This is a genomic window from Hymenobacter sp. ISL-91 (assembly GCF_018613725.1).
GTDB lineage: Bacteria > Bacteroidota > Bacteroidia > Cytophagales > Hymenobacteraceae > Hymenobacter.
The window spans coordinates 1-18,346 of the sequence record NZ_JAGGPS010000048.1; the positions used below are offsets into that span (position 1 = coordinate 1).

Below are 18,346 nucleotides of genomic sequence, written 5' to 3' on the forward strand. Positions count from 1 at the left end.
AAAAAAAAACACCCACTAAATGGGGGTTTTTTTTTTTCGAAGGGAGAGGGAGGGCGGGGGGGTTTTATAAAAAAGGTAGAAGAGGGGGGGGGGGGGGGGGGTCTTCCCCCCCCCCCGCGTTGCGCGCCGCAGCATGTTAACCCGTTCACCGGTAATCGTTGTAACGGGGGGCGGGGACAAGCCCCGCCCCTACAGCGTGCTGATAGAACTACTTCGCACGCTAGTCTCGCTTGCATCGGCGCTACGCTGTGGTCCAGATTTTACCGGGGTTCATGATGCCGTGCGGGTCGAATACCTGCTTGATGCCGCGCATCAACTCCAGATTGGCTTGTTGAAGCGCAATACCGATGTAGCCTTTCTGCACCAGCCCAATGCCATGCTCGCCGGAAATAGTGCCCCCGAGCTGCACACAGAGCTCGAATATCTCGGTGATGGGCTGGCGTAGGCCCACGTTCCACATCTCGTCGCTCAGGTCGCCGCGGATGATGTTGACGTGCAGGTTACCGTCGCCGGCGTGGCCGTAGCAGACGCTTTTGAAGCCGTAGCGGCGGCCAATCTCCTTTACGCCTTTTAGCAGCGTGGGCAGTTCGGCGCGGGGCACTACGGTATCTTCCTCCTTGTACACCGAATTGTAGCGCACGGCATTGCCAATGTTGCGGCGGATTTTCCAGAGTTCGTCTTTCTGGGTGGCGTTGTCGGCCAGCAGAATCTCGCCCACATCGTAGCGCTCCAGCACCTCGTACACCTGCTCGGCCTCTTTGTACAGCTGGTCGATATCCTGACCATCAAGCTCGATGAGCAGGTGGGCGGTAATATCTTCGGGCAGCGTGAGCGGAATCTGGAGGTAGTCGCTGGACCAGGCAATGGCCTCGCGTTCCATAAACTCCATCCCCGACGGGATAATGCCGGCCCGAAACACGGCTGCCACGGCTTCGGCCGCCTGGGCCTCGTGCCGGAAGGGCACCAGCATCAGGATGTTGTGCTTCGGATAGGGCAGCAGGCGGAATACAGCCTTGGTAATAATGCCCAGCGTGCCCTCGGAGCCCACCATGAGTTGGGTGAGGTTGTAGCCGGTGGAGTTTTTGAGCGTGTTGGCGGCCGTCCAGATAATGTCGCCGGTGGGTAGCACCACCTCTAGGTTGAGCACGTAGTCGCGGGTGGTGCCGTACTTCACGGCTTTGGGGCCACCACTGCTGTGGGCGAGGTTGCCGCCTAAAAAGCAGCTGCCCTTGCTGGCCGGGTCGGGCGGATAGAACAGGCCCACCTCTTTCACTGCGTTCTGGAACACCTCATTGATAACACCGGGCTCAACGGTGGCCTGCAGGTTGCGCTCATCTATTTCGATGATTTTATTCAGCCGTTCGGTACTCAATACCAACCCCTGATGCAGCGGCAGCGCCCCGCCGCTCAGGCCCGTGCCCGCCCCCCGGGCCGTTACCGGAATGTGGTGCTCGTGGCAGAGGCGCACAATTTGGCTTACCTCGGTGGCGTTAGCGGGCTTTACCACCACATCGGGGGCGTAGTGCAGGTCTTCGGTATGGTCGCGGCCGTAGCCGGCGTACTCGGCAGCTTCGGTGCGCTGGGCCGTAAGCACGTAAGCCAAGCCGACAATTTCTTCAAAATGAGTCACTAAGGCCGGAGTCAGCAGCTGGAAATCCATGAGCAAGCGAGGGAAAGTGAAGAGGGTGCGTATCTTTGCGCTAATGCAGGAATACAGTACGAAGATAAGTTATTCAGCCTGGTGGCGGCAATGGGCGCTTCCGGTTTTAGTGCTACTGGCGCTGAGCGCGCTGCCGGGCTGCAACGCCGGAAAGGTAAACTACAGCAACGGCCGTTACCACTCGGCGCGCGATATGGCCCGCATCAAGGCGGCCGAGCGGGCCCGCGGCCGGGGCCGGGCTCCGGTTACTGTAAAAACCAAGTCGAAAACCGCGGCCGGCCGCACTAAAATAGTGTCGCGCCGGCCCGGGGCCGCGCCTATTGCCGCCAACGTTTCCAGGCCCATTGCCGAGGTAATCCAGACTGCGCGCTCGTATCAGGGCGTGCCGTATAAGTACGGCGGCACTACCCGCCTGGGCATGGATTGCTCGGGGCTGCTGCACGAGTCATTTGCGGCTATCAACGTCAACATCCCGCGCTCCAGCAACGAGCAGGCAGTGTGGGGCACCCCCGTGAAACCTCAGGAGTTACAGCCCGGCGACCTAGTATTTTTTGGTGCCTCGCCGGGCAGCAACACGATTACGCACGTTGGCATGGTAACCGTGGCGACGCCTGAGAGTGTGCAGTTTATCCATTCTTCCAGCTCGCTGGGCGTTATCGAGAATGCGCTGGAAACGGATTACTACCTGAGCCGATTTATTAAGGCCGTAAGGCCCAGGTTATGAAATCAACCAGTTACCTTTGCGGCCATTAAGCCTTTTGGAGCTTAGGCTTCGTGTTTTGGCTATCGGTTTGAACAAGGCAAACATCATACTCCCGTAACATGTACCGGCCTTCGGGGCCTTACCTTTGCGGAAGCTTTTTACTTTTTTTCAAAAGCCCCTTTTTCACCCATTTCCCTCTTCTATGAGACGCCACCTTTACGCTTCAGTAGCCTTGGTGCCCATGGCCCTTATGTCGGCGCACTTGAGCTGGGCCCAAGCTACCACTTCGGCCATGAGCGGTGTTGTTACCGATAAAGCCGGCGAAGGGTTGCCCGGCGCCACGGTAATTGCCGTCCACACGCCTACCAACACCCAGTACGTGGCTCCCACCAATTCGGAAGGCCGCTTTAACATTCAGGGCATGCGTGTGGGCGGACCCTATACGGTTCGCGTTACATTCGTAGGTTATAGGGAGTCAGTGCGGGAGAACATCTTTCTCACCCTAGGTCAAAACCTACGCCTCGACGTGAACCTAAATGAGTCGGAGCAGACGCTCGGCGAGGTGTTGGTAACGGGCACCCAAGACCGTAATATCAATGCCGGTCGTACTGGTGCTGCTACTACGGTATCGCGCGAGCAAATCCAGCGCCTACCCACCTTGGGGCGGAGCGTCACTGATTTTGTTCGTCTTTCGCCTCAGTCCAACGGCGGCGGCAGTTCGTCGATTGGTGGTGCCAACAACCGCTACAATAACATTACGATTGACGGCGCAGTAAACAACGACGTATTTGGTCTATCGGGCTCAGGTACGCCCGGCGGCCAGACGGGTACCTCGCCCATCTCGCTCGATGCTATCCAAGAGCTTCAGGTGGTTGTGGCTCCGTACGACGTAACCTTGGGCAACTTCACGGGTGGCGGCGTAAATGCCGTAACCCGCTCGGGCACCAACGACCTGTCGGCCTCCGTGTACGCCTTTGGCCGCAACGAGAAGCTGGTAGGCAAGAGCGTAACCGAGCCCCGTACTAAGGCAACCGATTTCTATCGCTACCAGACGGGTGCCCGCGTAGGTGGCGCTATTGTAAGAGACAAAGTGTTCTTCTTCGTGAATGCCGAGATTGACCGCCGCAGCTCACCGCTGGGCTTCGACCTTGGCACCGCGGCTTCGCAAATCGATCCGGTAGTGGCTAAAACCATTGCCGACCGTGCGTTGTCGAAATACGGCTATGATGTAGGTAACTACGGCAGCGAAACGCTTCGCACCGAGAGCACTAAAATATTTGGTCGTCTCGACTTCAACCTCAATCAGAACAACCAGCTCACAATTCGCCATAACTACATCGATGCCTTCGATGACGCTATCGGCCGCTCCAACACGTCATTGCAGTATGGCGGCAACGCCTACCGCATTAGCAGCAAAACCAACAGTTCGGTACTGGAACTTAACAGCCGTTTGGGCAAAATATCGAACAAACTGTTGCTCAGCTACCAAACGGTTCGCGACTCACGCGATACGCCCGGCAACCTGTTCCCAACCTTTGAAATCAACCAAGCCGGTAACCGATATACTTTGGGTACTCAGCGCAGTTCAGGTTTCAATTCCTTGAACCAGGATATTTTCGAGCTTACTGATAACGTAACGCGCGCCTTCGGTAAGCACACCATTACCTTAGGTACGCACAACGAGTTCTTCAAGTTCGATAACCTGTTCATCAACAACGGGGTCGGCTATTACCAGTTCAACACACTGCAAGATTTCCTCGACGAGAAGCCTAACCGCCTGCAGGCGGCCTATGCCACTCGCGATGGAGGAGCAGCTCAGTTCAGCGCCATGCAGTTCGGCGCGTACATTCAGGATGAATTCTCGCCTATCGAGAACCTGCGCCTGACCGCTGGTTTGCGCGTAGATGCGCCTTTCTTCTTCGACAAGCCTGGTTTCAACCAAGGGGTTACCACCACATTTCCAGGCATCCGTACCGACGAACTGCCCAACGGTCAGCTGCTGTTCGCGCCGCGGATTGGTTTTAACTGGGACGTAAATAATGATGCCAGCCTGCAACTCCGCGGTGGTACAGGTATCTTTAGCGGCCGGGTGCCATTCGTGTTCCTGTCTAATAACTTTACCAATAGCGGCCTGATTCAGGGTGCGGTAGATGCCCGGGCAACATCCACAACTAACCCACCCATCGTAACCGATCCGTCACAAATCCCAACTGTCTTCGCGGGCTCGGTTTCGCCTAGGTCAGAAATCAACGTAGTTGAGAAAGACTTCAAGCTGCCCCAGGTATGGCGTACCAACTTAGCCGTCGACTTCCGTCTGCCCGGTGATGTGATTGCCACGTTGGAAGGCATCTACTCGAAGACGCTTAACGACATCTACTACCGCAATATCAACTTGGTTGCCCCAACCGGCCGCTTGGCTGGTCCCGACCAGCGCCCTTACTATCCGAGCGCTCGTCAGGTTAACAGTAAAGATTACACCAACGTGCTGTTGCTCGACAACACGAGCAAGGGTTACCGCTACAACGTAACGGGCCAGTTGCAAAAGAACTTCGCCAGCGGTATCAACACGTCGGCGTCGTACACCTACGGCGTTGCCAAGGAAATCAACAGCGGAGCAAGCAGCACGGCTCTCTCGAACTGGCAGTTCAACCAAGTTCAATCCGACCCTAACAACCCAGAGTTGGGATTCTCGCGCAACGACCAGCGCCACCGCATACTACTGACGGGAGGCTACACCTTTAACTATGCCGGCGACAAGCTCTCCACCAACATTTCGGTTATCTACGAAGGTTTGGCCGGTGCTCCGGTTGCTTACGTCTACGGTCAGGGTGGCCGCGACATCAACAACGATGGTGCCTTCACCAATGACCTCATCTACATCCCACGTGATGTAAACGATGCCCGTGAGATTATTTTGGTAAAAAGCGGCTCGTCGGACCCCCGTTCGCTCGATGAAATTAAGGCTCAGTTGAACGCCTTTATCGAGAACGACCCTTACCTGCGCAGCCACCGCGGTCAGTACGCCGAGCGTTTCGCCGGCCGCACACCCTGGACGCATCAGGTAGATGTTCGTATCGCCCAGAATATTAATTTCTTAGCTGGCGGCAAAAAGAATTCCTTCCAGATTACCCTCGATGTACAGAACGTAGGCAACCTACTTAACAAAGAGTGGGGCCGCCAGTACACAGTTGCCAACAATGCCGTAGAACTATTACGTGCTGAATCGGCTGCTGCGGGTGCACAACCGACTTTCTCGTTCCCTGCCACCTTTGCCGCCAACGGCAACCGCGGTTACAGCGACTCTTTCTTCGGTTCACGCTGGCAGGGCCAGTTGGGCCTACGCTACTCGTTCAACTAAGTCAGTCAGCTAGTTGAATATTCTAAAACGGGCTGGCAGCGTTGCCAGCCCGTTTTTTTTGCGCGCTGCCTTGCAGAATCAAAAAGAGCGCGTACTTTTGCCTCACCAAAACGCATCCGGCGGCTTGGCACAGTACCACGAGGGGGATTAGCTCAGCTGGCTAGAGCGCTTGCATGGCATGCAAGAGGTCATCGGTTCGACTCCGATATTCTCCACTCCCGTTTTGTAATTGGCAAAACGTGTACTACCCCGGGGGATTAGCTCAGCTGGCTAGAGCGCTTGCATGGCATGCAAGAGGTCATCGGTTCGACTCCGATATTCTCCACGGAGTAAATAGTAGCGAATTTCTTATACTTCGCTCCTTCTTTGAATAAAAGCAAAAAGGCCACCTCAACTGAGGTGGCCTTTTTGCTTTTAGACTGAGCCCGTTCGCTCCAAGCCGATTACGAGAACAGGCCTTCTACCGACAGGTACCGCTCGCCGGTGTCGTAGCAGAAGGTAAGCACACGGCTGTTCTGGGGCATATCGGCCAGTTTTTGGGCCACGGCAGCCAGCGAGGCACCCGAGGAGATGCCGACGAAAATGCCCTCCTCGCGGGCGGCACGGCGGGCCATGTCGGCGGCGGCCTGCTGGCTCACCAGCACGGTGCCGTCGAGTAGGTCGGTGTGCAGGTTTTCGGGGATGAAGCCGGCGCCTACCCCCTGAATGGGGTGCGGGCCCGGCGCGCCGCCACTGATAACGGGCGAAAGTTCGGGCTCGACGGCAAACACCTGTAGCTTAGGAAACTTTGGCTTCAATACCTGCGCTACGCCCGTCAGGTGGCCGCCGGTGCCTACCCCGGTGATGTAATAATCAAAGCCTTCGGGCGCATCGGTCAGAATTTCGCGGGCCGTGTGCTCCACGTGGGCTTTGATATTGGCCGGGTTATCGAACTGGCCCGGCATCCAGGCATTCGGGTCGGCCTGCACCAGCTCCTGGGCCCGCGCAATGGCACCTTTCATGCCTTTTTCACGAGGCGTCAATTCAAGCGAGGCCCCGTAGGCAGCCATCAGGCGGCGGCGCTCAATGCTCATGCTCTCGGGCATGACAAGCGTTACCTGATAACCCTTCACGGCGCCCACCATGGCCAGGCCCACGCCGGTGTTGCCCGAGGTTGGCTCGATGATGACGCTGCCAGGCTTCAGGAGGCCGCTCTTTTCGGCTTCCTCAATCATGCTCAGGGCAATGCGGTCTTTGATGCTGCCGCCGGGGTTGGAACGCTCCAGCTTCATCCACACCTTCACATCGGGCCGGTCGGCAAACAGGCGGTGGAGGCGTAGCAGCGGCGTGTTGCCGATAGTGTCGAGAATGGTGTTGGCTTTCATTTTTGAGGAGTTAAGCTGTAGCGCGAAGTTCCAGCTTCGCAGGTCGTTGAACGATATTGAACGATTCGGGAGTCAGCACCGATACGCGAAGCTGGAGCTTCGCGTATCGGTGCTGACTCAAATGGAGAACATGATGTCTCCGGCCGGGTCTTCGGCGCGGGTAACGTGGATTTGGGCTTTGTGGTACACACGCGAGTGCGAGGGTACGCTTTCGGTAAGCCAGACGTTGCCCCCAATCAGGCTGTGGCGCCCAATTGTGGTGCTCCCCCCCAGGATGGTAGCGCCGGCATAAATCACGACGTCGTCTTCGATGGTGGGGTGGCGCTTGATGCCTTCGAGGTGCTTGCCTACGCTCAGGGCACCCAGCGTAACGCCCTGAAAAATCTTCACCCGGGCTCCGATACTACAGGTTTCGCCAATAACCAGGCCCGTGCCGTGGTCGATGCAGAAAGAAGGACCGATGCTGGCGCCGGGGTGGATGTCGATGCCGGTACGCTGGTGGGCATACTCGCTGAGCAGGCGTGGCACCCGCGGCACTCCCCGCCGGTGCAGGCCGTGGGCAAAGCGGTGCAGCGCCGTGGCATAAAACCCCGGATAGGTAGTGATGACTTCGGCCAGATCCTGGGCGGCCGGGTCGGCGGCCACAATGGCCTCCGCATCAAGCAGCAGAGTCTGGCGCAGAGCCGGCAGTGCGTTCATGGAGGCCAGGGCATATTGGGCAGCTTCGGCGGGTGTGGCAACGGCCTGCAACAGTTCGGCTAAATCGTTCTGGAGCAGGCACAGCGTGGCGGCCAGCGTGTCGGGGCTGGGCAGCGGGCGCGGGGCGCGCTCCGGAAACAACAGCGCCAGCAGCCGGTCGGCCAGCTGGCAGAAGCCCGGGCCGGGCAAGGGGGCGGCCGTAGTCTGATGCGCGTGGGCCAGCAGGGCCAGGAAATCGGGGTCGTAGGGAGGGACCATGCAGGGAGTGAACAACTGACGGGTAGCCGCAGCTCGGCGGCAGTCCCAAGGAGAGAAGTAACCGTTGGCCGGAGCCGAAGGTTTGGCCCCGCACCCGATGCAGCAGGCAACAACCTCAGGGCTACGGGCTGCGTTAGCGGGGAAGTAATCTAAATTTCTTCACTTTTTATTTAATGTATAGCATGGCTGATACCACCATCACCAAAGTAGACTCGCAGCACTCGCCCAAAGGCTCCGATGGCGAAAAGTACCTGGCTTCGGGCGTTCACGTTTCTATGCGTATGTGGGAAAACGAGCAACCCGGTGAGCCGAAAGAGCCGTCGGCCAGTGCCTACGAAACGGTAGGCTACGTGCTGAAAGGCCGGGCCGAGTTGCATATAGAGGGCCAGATGGTTGTGCTGGAGCCCGGCAACTCCTGGGTAGTACCCAAAGGAGCCTCGCATACCTACAAGATTCTGGAGGAGTTTTCGGCTGTAGAAGCCACCACGCCCCCCGCCCAGGCCCACGGCCGCGACGACAAGTAGCTGGTAGCTGGTAGCTGTTAGCTGGTAGCTGGTAGCTGTTAGCTGGAAAAACGAAAACCCCACCCTGGCAATTGCTGGGGTGGGGTTTTTAGTGAGGCTGTTTAGGAAAAGCTTGGATAAATCAGACCGTCATGCTGAGCGCAGCCGAAGCATCTCTACCGTTTCGTTACAGTCGTTCAATGAAGCGGTAGAGATGCTTCGGCAAGCTCAGCATGACGGTCTTTTGGCTTTCTAGGTAGCTTCATTATGATGCATTTTGGCAAGCAAACAGCTTATTTCAGCAACTCCACTTTATCAATTCGGTCGCCAATTTCGAGGCGGCTTACTACGTCCATGCCCTCCACCACCTGGGCGAAGATGGTATAGCGGCCGTCGAGGTGGGGCGTGGGGGCGTGGGTGATGAACCACTGGCAACTTTCGGTGTCTTTACCGGCCGACGCCAGGCCCACAGCTCCTTCGCCGTAGTGCAGGTCGGCAAATTCGGAACGCAGGTTGTAGTCGGTGCTGCCCCAGCCGTCGCCACGCGGGCAGCCGCCCTGGGCCACGAAGTTGGGTACTACCCTATGGAAGTTTTTGCCATCATAAAAGCCCTGGCGCACGAGCTGCACGAAGCTGGCCACCGAGCCGGGAGCCTCGTTCACGAGCAGGCGCATTACTACGTTGCCCTTGCTGGTACGCACCACCGCCCGCGGCACGGCCGGCAGCGCCGTCACCACATCCCACGGAATGGGGTGGCTGGCGGCCTGGGCCACCGGTACGGGCGTTGGCTTCACGCCGCGCAGGTAGTCAACGGTTTGCTGCAACGACTGCAAGGCCTCCAGGTCGCGGGGCAGCACCAACTTGGCGCGGGCGTCCAGCAGAAAATCGGGGTTGGGCAGTAGGGGGCGCAGGTTCAATTTCGGGTCGCGGATGGCTTCGGCGGCCAGCCCCAGCTGAGCTACGTCGCCGCCGAGCACAGCCTGGCGGAGCGCCAGCGCAAATTCGGGCTGACGGGCGGCCGGAAAGTCGGGCAGCTGGCGCTGGGCTACCAGCGCCTCCATGCCGTAGGTGCCTACCACCAGCGAGCGGCCCGGCGCGAAAGTAGCCTCGCGCACAAAGTCGAAGGCGGCCGGGTCTTCGCCTAACGCCTTCAGCAGGTAGCCCTTCTCGTAGGCATCGGTAGCGGCCGTGTAGCGCTCCTGCACGGCCCGCCGGATGGCGGCGCGGCCGGCACCGGGCTGGCGCAGGGCAGCGGCCAGCAGCGTGGCCCGCACCCGCCACTGCGACAGGGCCTGGGCTTTTTCAAGCAGCGTCGGGCCGGGCTCGTTGGTGGCATGAGTCAGAAAGAATTCGGCCGCCGCAAGGGCCACCTGGGCATTTTCATCGGTCAGGGCCGCCCAGGCGGCCTCCTTCACGGGCGCATACATGGGTCCCGACATAGCCCGTAGCGCGCTCAGGCGTACGCGGTAATCGGGGTCGCGGCGGGCCAGGGCAGCCAGGGTAGCGGGCACGGCGGGGTCGGTGGCGGCTTTGGCCAGCGCCTGGGCCGCGGCGGCCCGTACGGCGTAGTGCCGATCTTGGCGGGCGGCGGCAGTAAGGGCCGTGGCATAAGGAGCCAGGTTGAGGCCCCGGGTGCGCGCCAGCGCGCTGGCAGCCGCCAGCCGGGCGCTGGTGGGGTTAGGAGCCGCCAGCAGCTGCATCAGCCGGGCAACAGCAGCTTCTGAGGTAAGGCCCCGCAGCCCGGCACGGTACAGGCCCCAGGCCTGTCCGCTAAGGGCGGCCGTATCGGGAACCAGGGCCGGCGGCAGCTTGGTGAGGGAAGCCAGCCCGGCCCGACTGGTACAGCGGCCCAGGGCCTCCAGCACGTAGCGGCGGGCCGTAGCGTCGGGTTCGTGGGGCAGTTGCTGGTAAAGGCCGGTTTCGGCCGTCGAGTCGGCGGTTTGGCCCAGCGCGTAGGCGGCCAGCTGGCGCACTCGGGGCTCGGCGTCTTCCTGCAGTAACAGCAGCAGGCCGGGCGTTGCGGCTTTATCCTGCACCGAAGCCAGGGCCTCGGCTGCCGCTTGGCGGTAACGGGCTTCGGTGTGCCCTAGGTAAGGCAGCAGAGCAGCCGTACGACGCTCATCCTGCAGGGTGGCAATGCGGCGCAGCGCGCTATCGAGGGCAAACTGATTGGCCGGGGCGCCGGGGGCAGCGGCAGAAGCAACGGGGCGGGGGGCGCAGGCGGGTAGCAGGCCGGCGGCTATTGCTACAGCGGCCGTGGCCCGGCAAAGAGCAGAGTAGGTCATGGTTGCCCAAGATAGATACTTCGGCTCCTAAGGCAACCCTGGCCGGCCCGAAATACATCTGACAGGGCGGAGTACTTCTGCAAGTAGCCCCAGCCAGCCCGTTTCCGGCAGGCCAAGGCTGCCCGAGAGGCCAGCTGCCCGACTTTACTAGGACAGAGACGAGAAATCCATTTATCGTCGCATCTTTACCACCATTCCGCTGCTAATCCGCTATGCCCGTTGTTCGCGTGCTTCTGGTAGTATTTTCCGGACTGTTGCTCGCCGCACCCACCGTGCAGGCACAGCAAACGGCCGGCGCTGGTTCGACTGAAAGCAAGCCGGCAGCTGCCCCTCCGGCCCGGCGCGAACGGGTACTTACGCTCCATCTGCCGCTGCCGCCGCTGGTAGCCCGTCTGGGCGAGGCGGCCGGTTTACTCGAAGGTCCGGCCAAAAAGAATCGTCGTAATGCCGCCGCAACGCCTGCGCCTGCCAACCCCGTGCTGGTACTCACGCTGCCCCTGCCGAAAATGTTCAGCACGCAGGTAGCCGATGCCCCGACCCCGGCCGCTCTCTGACTTCGCCCTTCAACCCGCTTCCGATGGCCCAGTCCATGCCCGATACCATCCGCATCCGTAGCAAGTTCTACAGTAACGACATCGTGGTTACCCGGCAGGATAGCGCCAACGCCACAGTTTCGCTTACGCCCAGCAAACCGGATGAGGACTCGACCTACAAGCTGAAGCAGGATGTGGAGGAGGGAGTCGCTAACGCGGGCATGAACGTCCTGTTTCTGGTGGCTATCAGTATCCCGCTGGTGCGGAGTGTGGGCCGGTTCATCAACAGCAAAGAGCGTCTGCCCTATTGGGATAAGTTGTATTCCCGGTTCTGGATACTGGGCATAGGGTATTACCTGGGAATGATAATTCTGGGCCTGCAACGCACAAAGGCCGACGATTTTTATGTGCTGCTGGTGCTGGGCCTGCTGATAGCCGTGCTGGCATTGGTGCGCGACTATCGTCCGGCCCGGACGCTGCTGCTGGGGTTGGTGCCCCTGGCCGTAACCAAGGGGAGCGAGCTGCTACTACACGCTATTTCGCCTGCCACGCTGGACTTCTACCACGAAGGATTCAGTTCGGCCCAGGGGTTCAGCGTGCTCTGGCTGATTGTTTTTGCCTTTGTGGCGCGCAGCCACAAGCGCCAGGCCGAGGCCGAGCGGCTGGAACGCGAGGCCGCCGCCCTCGAAAAACGGCGTATTGAAGCGCAGAACGCTATTCTGGAGCAGATGGTAACCGAGCGCACCACCTCGCTCACCCGCCAGACGGAGGAACTACGCGAAACACTGGAGGAGCTGCGCATCACGCAGGATCAGCTCATCCAGAGCGAGAAAATGGCCAGCCTGGGCGAACTGACGGCCGGCATTGCCCACGAAATCCAGAACCCGCTCAACTTCGTCACCAACTTTGCCGACGTAAGCGGCGAGCTGCTGGATGAGCTGGAGGAAGAGCAGCAGCGCCCCACGCGCGACCTGGCCCTGGAAACCGAGCTGCTGCACAACCTGCGCCAGAACCTGACCAAGATTACCCACCACGGGCATCGGGCAGCCAGCATTGTGCGCGGCATGCTGGAACACAGCCGCGCCAGCACCGGCGAGCGGCTGCCCACCGACCTCAACCTGCTCGCCGACGAGTACCTGCGCCTGGCCTACCACGGCCTGCGGGCCAAAAACAAAAGCTTCAACGCCACGCTGCACACCGACTTCGCTCCCGACCTGCCCCTAGTGGAAGCCGTTGGGCCCGACGTGGGCCGGGTGCTGCTCAACCTGTTCACCAACGCTTTCTACGCCGTGCAGAAACGCCGCGAGCAGCTGCCCGCCCAGCCCGACTACGTGCCCACCGTGAGCGTACGCACCCGCGCCTTGCCCGAAGGCGGCGTAGAAATCCGGGTACACGACAACGGCACCGGCATTCCGGAGGCCGTGCGCCAGAAAATATTCCAGCCTTTTTTCACTACCAAGCCCGCCGGCGAAGGTACAGGCCTGGGCCTCTCGCTCAGCTACGACATCATCACTAAGGGCCACAACGGTACGCTCAGCCTCGAAACCGAGGAAGGGCAGGGCACGGAGTTCATAATTGAGCTGCCCAGCTAAATTTTTCAGTTGCTTGCGGGCTTTTAACCGTTCATAAAGAACAACAGCCGGAAGCCTGCCTATCAACTGCCAATTACTATACTTTCGCTTACATGAATATTCTGGTAGTAGATGATGAGTTGGACGTGCGGGCGCTGTTTGAGCAGCGTTTCCGGCGCGAGATTCGGGGCGGGCAGCTGCGGTTTGCGTTTGCCCACTCCGGCGAGGAGGCGCTCGACTACCTGCACCAGCATGCTTCGGAGCTGGTCCTGATTCTGTCCGACATTAATATGCCCGGCATGAGTGGGCTGGAGCTGCTGGGCCGCATCCGGCAGGAGTACCCGGCTCCGCCCCCGCCCGCCCCGCCCCGGGTGATGATGCTAACGGCCTACGCCGACGAAACCAGCCGCCAGCAGGCGCTGGAGCTGGGAGCCAGCGACTTCCTGACCAAACCGGTCGATTTCGCTGCCCTCAAGCAGAAATTGCTGCAACTTGCCGCCCAAGACGACAACGCTTATGAAAACGAAAATTCTGGTAGTTGATGATGAGGCCGACCTGGAGCTGCTCATCAAACAGAAGTTCCGGCGCAAAATCAGGGAAAACGTGTACGAGTTCGTGTTTGCCCACGACGGCCAGCAGGCGCTTGATACGCTGGGCGAGCAAACCGATTTCGACATCATCCTGTCCGACATAAATATGCCGGTGATGGACGGGCTGGCACTGCTTGGCCGTCTGCCGGAGGTTAATCCGGTCATCAAAACGGTGATGGTATCGGCTTACGGCGACATGCACAACATCCGCACGGCCATGAACCGCGGGGCCTTCGATTTCGTGACCAAGCCCGTCGATTTTCAGGACCTGGAGCTGACTATTGACAAAACGGCCCAGCACGTACAGCAAGTGCGCCAGACGCTGCGGGCCATCCAGGAAAACAACATCCTGCGCATGTACGTGGATGAAACCGTGCTCAATTTTGTGGGCCGACCCGAGTTCAAGAACACGCTCATGGCCTCCGAAACGGTGCAGGCCACGGTGGTTTTCATCGACATCTGCGGCTTCACCTCGCTTTCGGAAGTGCTGCCCCCTACCGACATCGTTACCATGCTCAACCGCTACTTCGACCAGATGGTGAAGGAGATTATTGCGCAGGGCGGCTACATCGATAAGTTTATGGGCGACGCCGTAATGGCCGTTTTCCGCAACGACTACCACCTCGACCGGGCCGTGGATGCCGCCCTGGCCGCCCGCGCCGCCGTGCAGGCTAACCACGACACGCTGCCTGACGGCAAGCCCTACCAGCCGCTGGTAAGCATCGGCATCAATACTGGCGAAATGGTATCGGGCAACATCGGTTCGGCCTCGCTCAAGCGCCTCGACTACACCGTTATCGGCGACAACGTGAACGTGAGCCAGCGCCTGCAGGCTGCCGCCCAGCCCGGCCAGATTGTCGTTACGCAGTCCACCTACGAGCACATCAAGGAGTCGTTTCAGTGCCGCCCGCTGCAGGAAGTGGCCCTCAAGAACAAGGCCGAGCCGGTAATGATTTACGAGGTAGTGGCGTAGCGAGGAAGTAAATGAAGAGCGTGTCATTGCTTCGCTCCGCTCGCAATGACACGCTCTTCATTTACTTCCCTCCCACTTCGTTCTGCCTTCGCAGGCGCTGGCAGAGCACGCGCAGAATGTTGCGCAGCACCTCGGGCCGCTCCTCCATCACGTCGTAGAAATCTTCCTGATCGAGACGAAAGGCCAGCGTGGGGGCCAGGGCGCGGGCCGTGGCCGAACGGGGCTCGGCATCGAGCAGGGCCAGCTCGCCGAAGAAGTCACCCGGGCCGAAAGCGGCCAGCTGGTGAGCCCCGGTGAAGATGCCCACCTGCCCCTCGTGCACGATAAACAGCGAATTGCCCAGGTCGCCCTGCGCGAAAAGCTGCTCGTCGGCCTGCAGCTCGACCTCCTGCATGATGGGAACGATGGCGCTGAGCACGTTGGGGGGCGTAGCGGCAAACAGGGCCGTGCGTTGCAACACGGCCACCCGGTCGGCGGCCGAAATGTGGGCGGTAGCGGCGTGGTGCATGAGTTGGTCGGCTAAATCGGGGGTTTCGGTGAGGGCGGCCTGGTAGGCGGCAGGTTGGGTGGTGGCCCAGTACTGCAGCGCAGCCAATGCCGCTTCGCGCACTAGTAGGCTGGCCGAAGCCAAGTGCGGCTGCAGCAGCGCCAAGTGCGTGCGCGCGGGCGGTAACTGCCGCAACGCCAGGCTCAGCGTCCAGTCGGTAAACAGGGTTTCGCCGTGTTCAGCTACGGCTTCCGGCAGCCGGGCAAACGCGGCCGGGGCCCCGGGCAGCAGCCGGTCGAACCGGGCGGCCTTGGCGGCGGGCGAGCCCACTTCCAGCAGCGTCTGTAGGGCCTGATAGGTTGGCCGGTCGATGAGGTTATCAAGAATTTCGAGGGCGTTGGCCTGCCGCTCGCGGGTGGCCTGGGCCACATGGCGCTGGGCGTCGCGGATGGGCTGGGGCGGGTACAGCTGTTGCAACAGCCCAAACAGCCGCTGTTCCAGCCGCTTCAGCTCGTAGCCAAGGGCGTGGTACAAGGGGCCGGTTCCGGCACTTGCCTGGCCGTGCAGCAGTTGCCGGGCCAGTCGCAGCTCCTGGCCCAGCAGCTCCCGAAACACGGGGGCATTGGTGGGGCTGTCGGGGTGGTAGCGCAGGGCGCGCAGGGCGGCTTCGCGGCAGGTAAGGGCCGGCTGACGGGCCAGCTGCACCAGCGCCCGGTGGCTGGCCGCGCCCGGCAGCTGCCCGCAGATATACGCCACGCGGCGCATAATCGGCTCCTCGGCTGCCCCTGACTCCAACAGCGGGCAGAGGGCGGGCAGGGCTGTTGTGCCCAACGCCAGCAGCTGGGTGGTAGCGGCAGCGCGGCTTGCTTTGTTGCCCAAGGCTGCTACCAGCGCGGCCACTTCGGCTTCGCTGGCAGCGGGGCGGTTTAGGGCGCCAGGGATACTGGCGGCCGTCAGCGGACCGGATTCGGGGAGGCTGGCTTCGCCAAACCGGCGGCCCACGGCGTGGCTCAACTCGGCCAGGTAATGGCCGTAAGTTCGATACAGCAGCAGGGCAGCTCCGGCAATCAGCACTAGCATCCAGCCAATCTGCCAGCCGAGGTTGGTGGGCAGCGCCAGTAGCAGCAGGGCACCCAGGCCCAGACCCAGCGGCTCGTATACGCCCTTGGCCAGCGTGTGGGCCTGCAGCCGCTCGGCGGCCGGCAGTGGCTGAAACAGCACCAGAAATACCGGATCAAAAAAGGCCCGCCGCAGCACTTCCTGCACCAGAAACAGCCCGCACAGGTACAGCAGCAACCCCGCCTGGCCCAGCTCGTTGCGCACCCCGAACAAGGCGAAACCGGCCAGCAGCACCAATGGCAGCGCCAGCAGCACCGGCCGCGGCCCCAGCCGGTCGAGGGCCCGGCCGGTTACCGCCAGCTTCAGCAGCATGGCCACCAGGTAGGTAAGCGCCAGCACCGTGCCCACGTAGCGCATTACCTGGGCCTGATCGTGAAACTGCTCTTTCACATTAACAAAGAAGATGTACTCGATGCCCGTGGTGACGGCCGCCAGCAGCAGCATACTCAGGCACATGGTACCCACCAGCCGGCTACTGCCCAGCCAGCGCCGCAAGGGGGTGGCTACGGCTTCGGGGCGGACGGCACGGGCAGCCGAGCGCACTTCTACCTGGTGGCTGCGGCCAGTGGCCTGCACGACCAGCAGCGCCCCTACATAGGCGCCAAACGCCAGCAGCAGCAGCCACAGCAGCTCGGCATGATGATGCACCAGCACGGCCAGCACAGCCCCCAGGGCCTTGGCCGGCATATCGCCCGAGCTGATGACGCCGAATAGCCGCCGCCCCTGCCGCACATCAAACACCACCGCCGACACGCCCCAGAACTCGAGGTTGGTAAGCAGGTAGATGACGCGGTAGCCGGCCATAATAGCCACTGCTGCCGCCACCGACTCGCCGAACGCCACCAACACGCCAATCACGGCCATCAGCACCACTACCGCCAGCAGCACCCGCACCGCTACTTTCTGCAGGCCCAGGTGGTGCTCGTAATGGGCGTACACCTGCCCGGCCCCCAGCATGGCCAGCGCCGAGGCCGCGTAGGCCAGTGGCAGGCTGGTTTCCGGGTGGTTTTCGAGCAGAATAACGTTGGCCGCCACGTACACCAGAATGGTACCGATGCCGAGCAGGAAGTTGTGCAGGAAGAACAGCCCCACCGAGCGGCCTTCCTCCGGCCGGATTCCCAATAGTTGTTGCCAGCGGGCGAGAAACGTCATGTTTGATGGAAGTGGTAGCGGACAGCTTGCAGCGGCTAACGGCAAATTACCGCTTGCCGGCTGCAAACTACAAGCCCGCCGCCTTTCGAAAGCCCGAACGGCTACTTTTTCACCTCAACCGCTTACCTTACTGTTCTTCAGCTGCCAGACATTTTTGGTAAGCTATCAGCTAACAGCTCTAAGCTAACAGCTTCGTAAAATGGATTGCCTTCGCGCCGAAACCTACGTGCTCAACCAGTTGCGCCGGAACCTCTCCCCGTCCCTGCTCTACCACGGCCTGCACCACACGCTCGACGTAGTGCTGCAAGCCAGGGCGTTGGCCCGGGCCGAAGAAATTACCGATACCGAAGAACTGGCCCTGCTGCGCACGGCGGCCTACTACCACGATGCCGGTTTCCTGACCACTTACCAGGGCCACGAGGAAGCCAGCTGTGCGCTGGCCCGGCAGGTGCTGCCCGGCTTCGGTTACACGGCACCGCAGATTGAGCTGATCTGCCAGCTGATTATGGCCACCCAGATGCCGCAGTGCCCCGGTAACTCGCACCTGGCCCGGATTCTGTGCGATGCCGACCTGGACTACCTGGGCCGCCCTGCCGACTTCTGGCCCGTCAGCCAGACGCTGTTCGGGGAGCTGGCGGCCCGGGGCCTCATAGCCGACGAAACTGCCTGGCTGGAGCTGCAGGTTCAGTTTCTGAGCACCCACCACTACTGGACGCCCACGGCTACCGCCCGCCGCGAAGCCGCCAAGCAGGAGCGCCTGGCGGAGGTAAAAGAGCGGTTGGAAAGTTTGGGAAACAGCCCGACGTAGGGGCGGGGCTTGTCCCCGCCCGCCGTTGAACGATGCGGAACCATGCCACCAGCCAACGGCACGCGACGGTCATCGTTCCAGCGGCGGGCGGGGGCAAGCCCCCCCCCCACCTCGGGCTGATACCCCCCAGCACTTCTTCCCATGCCGTAAATAACGCCCGGTTGCCGTGCTGCTCGTATGTTTGTAGGGCCGCTTCAAAACCCGATAAAACGTAGAGGAAGGCCCGAAGATTATTGGGGCTGATGGTGGAAAAGTGCGGCCGGACCGGGCTTCTCCCCCCGGT

13 protein-coding genes and 2 tRNA genes are annotated in these 18,346 nt (G+C 61.0%); 10 read left to right on the forward strand and 5 right to left on the reverse strand.

Translation table 11 applies throughout. From position 1 onward, the window contains the following. Positions 1-241: 241 nt before the first annotated feature. The gene (locus J7E24_RS17080) at positions 242-1,660 is read right to left on the reverse strand and encodes an FAD-binding oxidoreductase (protein WP_215139330.1); all 1,419 of its coding nucleotides are present in this window, start codon (positions 1,658-1,660) and stop codon (positions 242-244) included. Between the two features lie 109 nt (positions 1,661-1,769). Between J7E24_RS17080 and J7E24_RS17085 the strand changes: the two genes are divergently transcribed. The 4 genes from J7E24_RS17085 to J7E24_RS17100 all read left to right on the forward strand — a co-directional run bounded on the left by J7E24_RS17085 (position 1,770) and on the right by J7E24_RS17100 (position 6,046). Beyond that, entirely contained in the window at positions 1,770-2,384 is a 615-nt protein-coding gene (locus J7E24_RS17085) for a C40 family peptidase (protein ID WP_317195683.1), read from the forward strand. A 181-nt stretch (positions 2,385-2,565) separates the two neighbouring features. Next, positions 2,566-5,721, forward strand: coding sequence for a TonB-dependent receptor domain-containing protein (locus J7E24_RS17090; protein ID WP_251047256.1), 3,156 nt, complete (start codon positions 2,566-2,568; stop codon positions 5,719-5,721). A 141-nt stretch (positions 5,722-5,862) separates the two neighbouring features. After that, positions 5,863-5,936 (forward strand) — tRNA-Ala (locus tag J7E24_RS17095). A 36-nt stretch (positions 5,937-5,972) separates the two neighbouring features. After that, a tRNA-Ala gene (locus J7E24_RS17100) sits at positions 5,973-6,046 on the forward strand. Between the two features lie 118 nt (positions 6,047-6,164). On the opposite strand, the gene cysK is transcribed toward J7E24_RS17100, so the two are convergent. Then, positions 6,165-7,085: a cysteine synthase A gene (cysK, locus tag J7E24_RS17105; protein ID WP_215139331.1), complete on the reverse strand. Its 921-nt coding sequence runs from the start codon at positions 7,083-7,085 to the stop codon at positions 6,165-6,167. A 117-nt stretch (positions 7,086-7,202) separates the two neighbouring features. After that, positions 7,203-8,042, reverse strand: coding sequence for a serine O-acetyltransferase (locus tag J7E24_RS17110; RefSeq protein WP_215139332.1), 840 nt, complete (start codon positions 8,040-8,042; stop codon positions 7,203-7,205). Between the two features lie 182 nt (positions 8,043-8,224). Here J7E24_RS17110 and J7E24_RS17115 point away from each other — a divergent pair, with 182 nt between their 5' ends. Continuing rightward, positions 8,225-8,566 (forward strand): cupin domain-containing protein, encoded by a 342-nt coding sequence (locus J7E24_RS17115; protein WP_215139333.1) that lies wholly within the window; start codon positions 8,225-8,227, stop codon positions 8,564-8,566. Between the two features lie 272 nt (positions 8,567-8,838). On the opposite strand, the gene J7E24_RS17120 is transcribed toward J7E24_RS17115, so the two are convergent. Beyond that, on the reverse strand, positions 8,839-10,830 hold the full coding sequence (locus J7E24_RS17120; RefSeq protein WP_215139334.1) for a peptidylprolyl isomerase: 1,992 nt from the start codon (positions 10,828-10,830) through the stop codon (positions 8,839-8,841). 212 nt (positions 10,831-11,042) lie between these two features. On the opposite strand from J7E24_RS17120, the gene J7E24_RS17125 reads away from it, so the two are divergent. The 4 genes from J7E24_RS17125 to J7E24_RS17140 all read left to right on the forward strand — a co-directional run bounded on the left by J7E24_RS17125 (position 11,043) and on the right by J7E24_RS17140 (position 14,497). After that, positions 11,043-11,384 (forward strand): hypothetical protein, encoded by a 342-nt coding sequence (locus J7E24_RS17125; protein WP_215139335.1) that lies wholly within the window; start codon positions 11,043-11,045, stop codon positions 11,382-11,384. A gap of 23 nt (positions 11,385-11,407) precedes the next feature. After that, on the forward strand, positions 11,408-12,955 hold the full coding sequence (locus tag J7E24_RS17130) for an ATP-binding protein (protein ID WP_251047257.1): 1,548 nt from the start codon (positions 11,408-11,410) through the stop codon (positions 12,953-12,955). A 92-nt stretch (positions 12,956-13,047) separates the two neighbouring features. Beyond that, positions 13,048-13,476: a response regulator gene (locus J7E24_RS17135; RefSeq protein ID WP_215139336.1), complete on the forward strand. Its 429-nt coding sequence runs from the start codon at positions 13,048-13,050 to the stop codon at positions 13,474-13,476. Then, positions 13,451-14,497 (forward strand): adenylate/guanylate cyclase domain-containing protein, encoded by a 1,047-nt coding sequence (locus J7E24_RS17140; protein ID WP_215139337.1) that lies wholly within the window; start codon positions 13,451-13,453, stop codon positions 14,495-14,497. Before J7E24_RS17135 ends, J7E24_RS17140 begins: the two co-directional genes overlap by 26 nt. Before the next feature lie 61 nt (positions 14,498-14,558). Here the strand turns inward: J7E24_RS17140 and J7E24_RS17145 are convergent, their stop codons facing one another. After that, complete coding sequence (locus J7E24_RS17145; protein ID WP_215139338.1) at positions 14,559-17,255, reverse strand: cyclic nucleotide-binding domain-containing protein; 2,697 nt, start codon at positions 17,253-17,255, stop codon at positions 14,559-14,561. Positions 17,256-17,454: 199 nt separating this feature from the next. On the opposite strand from J7E24_RS17145, the gene J7E24_RS17150 reads away from it, so the two are divergent. Beyond that, positions 17,455-18,063: an HD domain-containing protein gene (locus J7E24_RS17150; RefSeq protein ID WP_215139339.1), complete on the forward strand. Its 609-nt coding sequence runs from the start codon at positions 17,455-17,457 to the stop codon at positions 18,061-18,063. Positions 18,064-18,346: the final 283 nt, after the last annotated feature.

Coding starts and splice junctions, on each gene's coding strand:
- J7E24_RS17080 (WP_215139330.1), bottom strand. CDS start 1,660: ATGGATTTCCAGCTGCTGACTCCGGCCTTAGTGACTCATTTTGAAGAA.
- J7E24_RS17090 (WP_251047256.1), top strand. CDS start 2,566: ATGAGACGCCACCTTTACGCTTCAGTAGCCTTGGTGCCCATGGCCCTT.
- cysK (WP_215139331.1), bottom strand. CDS start 7,085: ATGAAAGCCAACACCATTCTCGACACTATCGGCAACACGCCGCTGCTA.
- J7E24_RS17110 (WP_215139332.1), bottom strand. CDS start 8,042: ATGGTCCCTCCCTACGACCCCGATTTCCTGGCCCTGCTGGCCCACGCG.
- J7E24_RS17115 (WP_215139333.1), top strand. CDS start 8,225: ATGGCTGATACCACCATCACCAAAGTAGACTCGCAGCACTCGCCCAAA.
- J7E24_RS17120 (WP_215139334.1), bottom strand. CDS start 10,830: ATGACCTACTCTGCTCTTTGCCGGGCCACGGCCGCTGTAGCAATAGCC.
- J7E24_RS17125 (WP_215139335.1), top strand. CDS start 11,043: ATGCCCGTTGTTCGCGTGCTTCTGGTAGTATTTTCCGGACTGTTGCTC.
- J7E24_RS17130 (WP_251047257.1), top strand. CDS start 11,408: ATGGCCCAGTCCATGCCCGATACCATCCGCATCCGTAGCAAGTTCTAC.
- J7E24_RS17135 (WP_215139336.1), top strand. CDS start 13,048: ATGAATATTCTGGTAGTAGATGATGAGTTGGACGTGCGGGCGCTGTTT.
- J7E24_RS17140 (WP_215139337.1), top strand. CDS start 13,451: ATGAAAACGAAAATTCTGGTAGTTGATGATGAGGCCGACCTGGAGCTG.
- J7E24_RS17145 (WP_215139338.1), bottom strand. CDS start 17,255: ATGACGTTTCTCGCCCGCTGGCAACAACTATTGGGAATCCGGCCGGAG.
- J7E24_RS17150 (WP_215139339.1), top strand. CDS start 17,455: ATGGATTGCCTTCGCGCCGAAACCTACGTGCTCAACCAGTTGCGCCGG.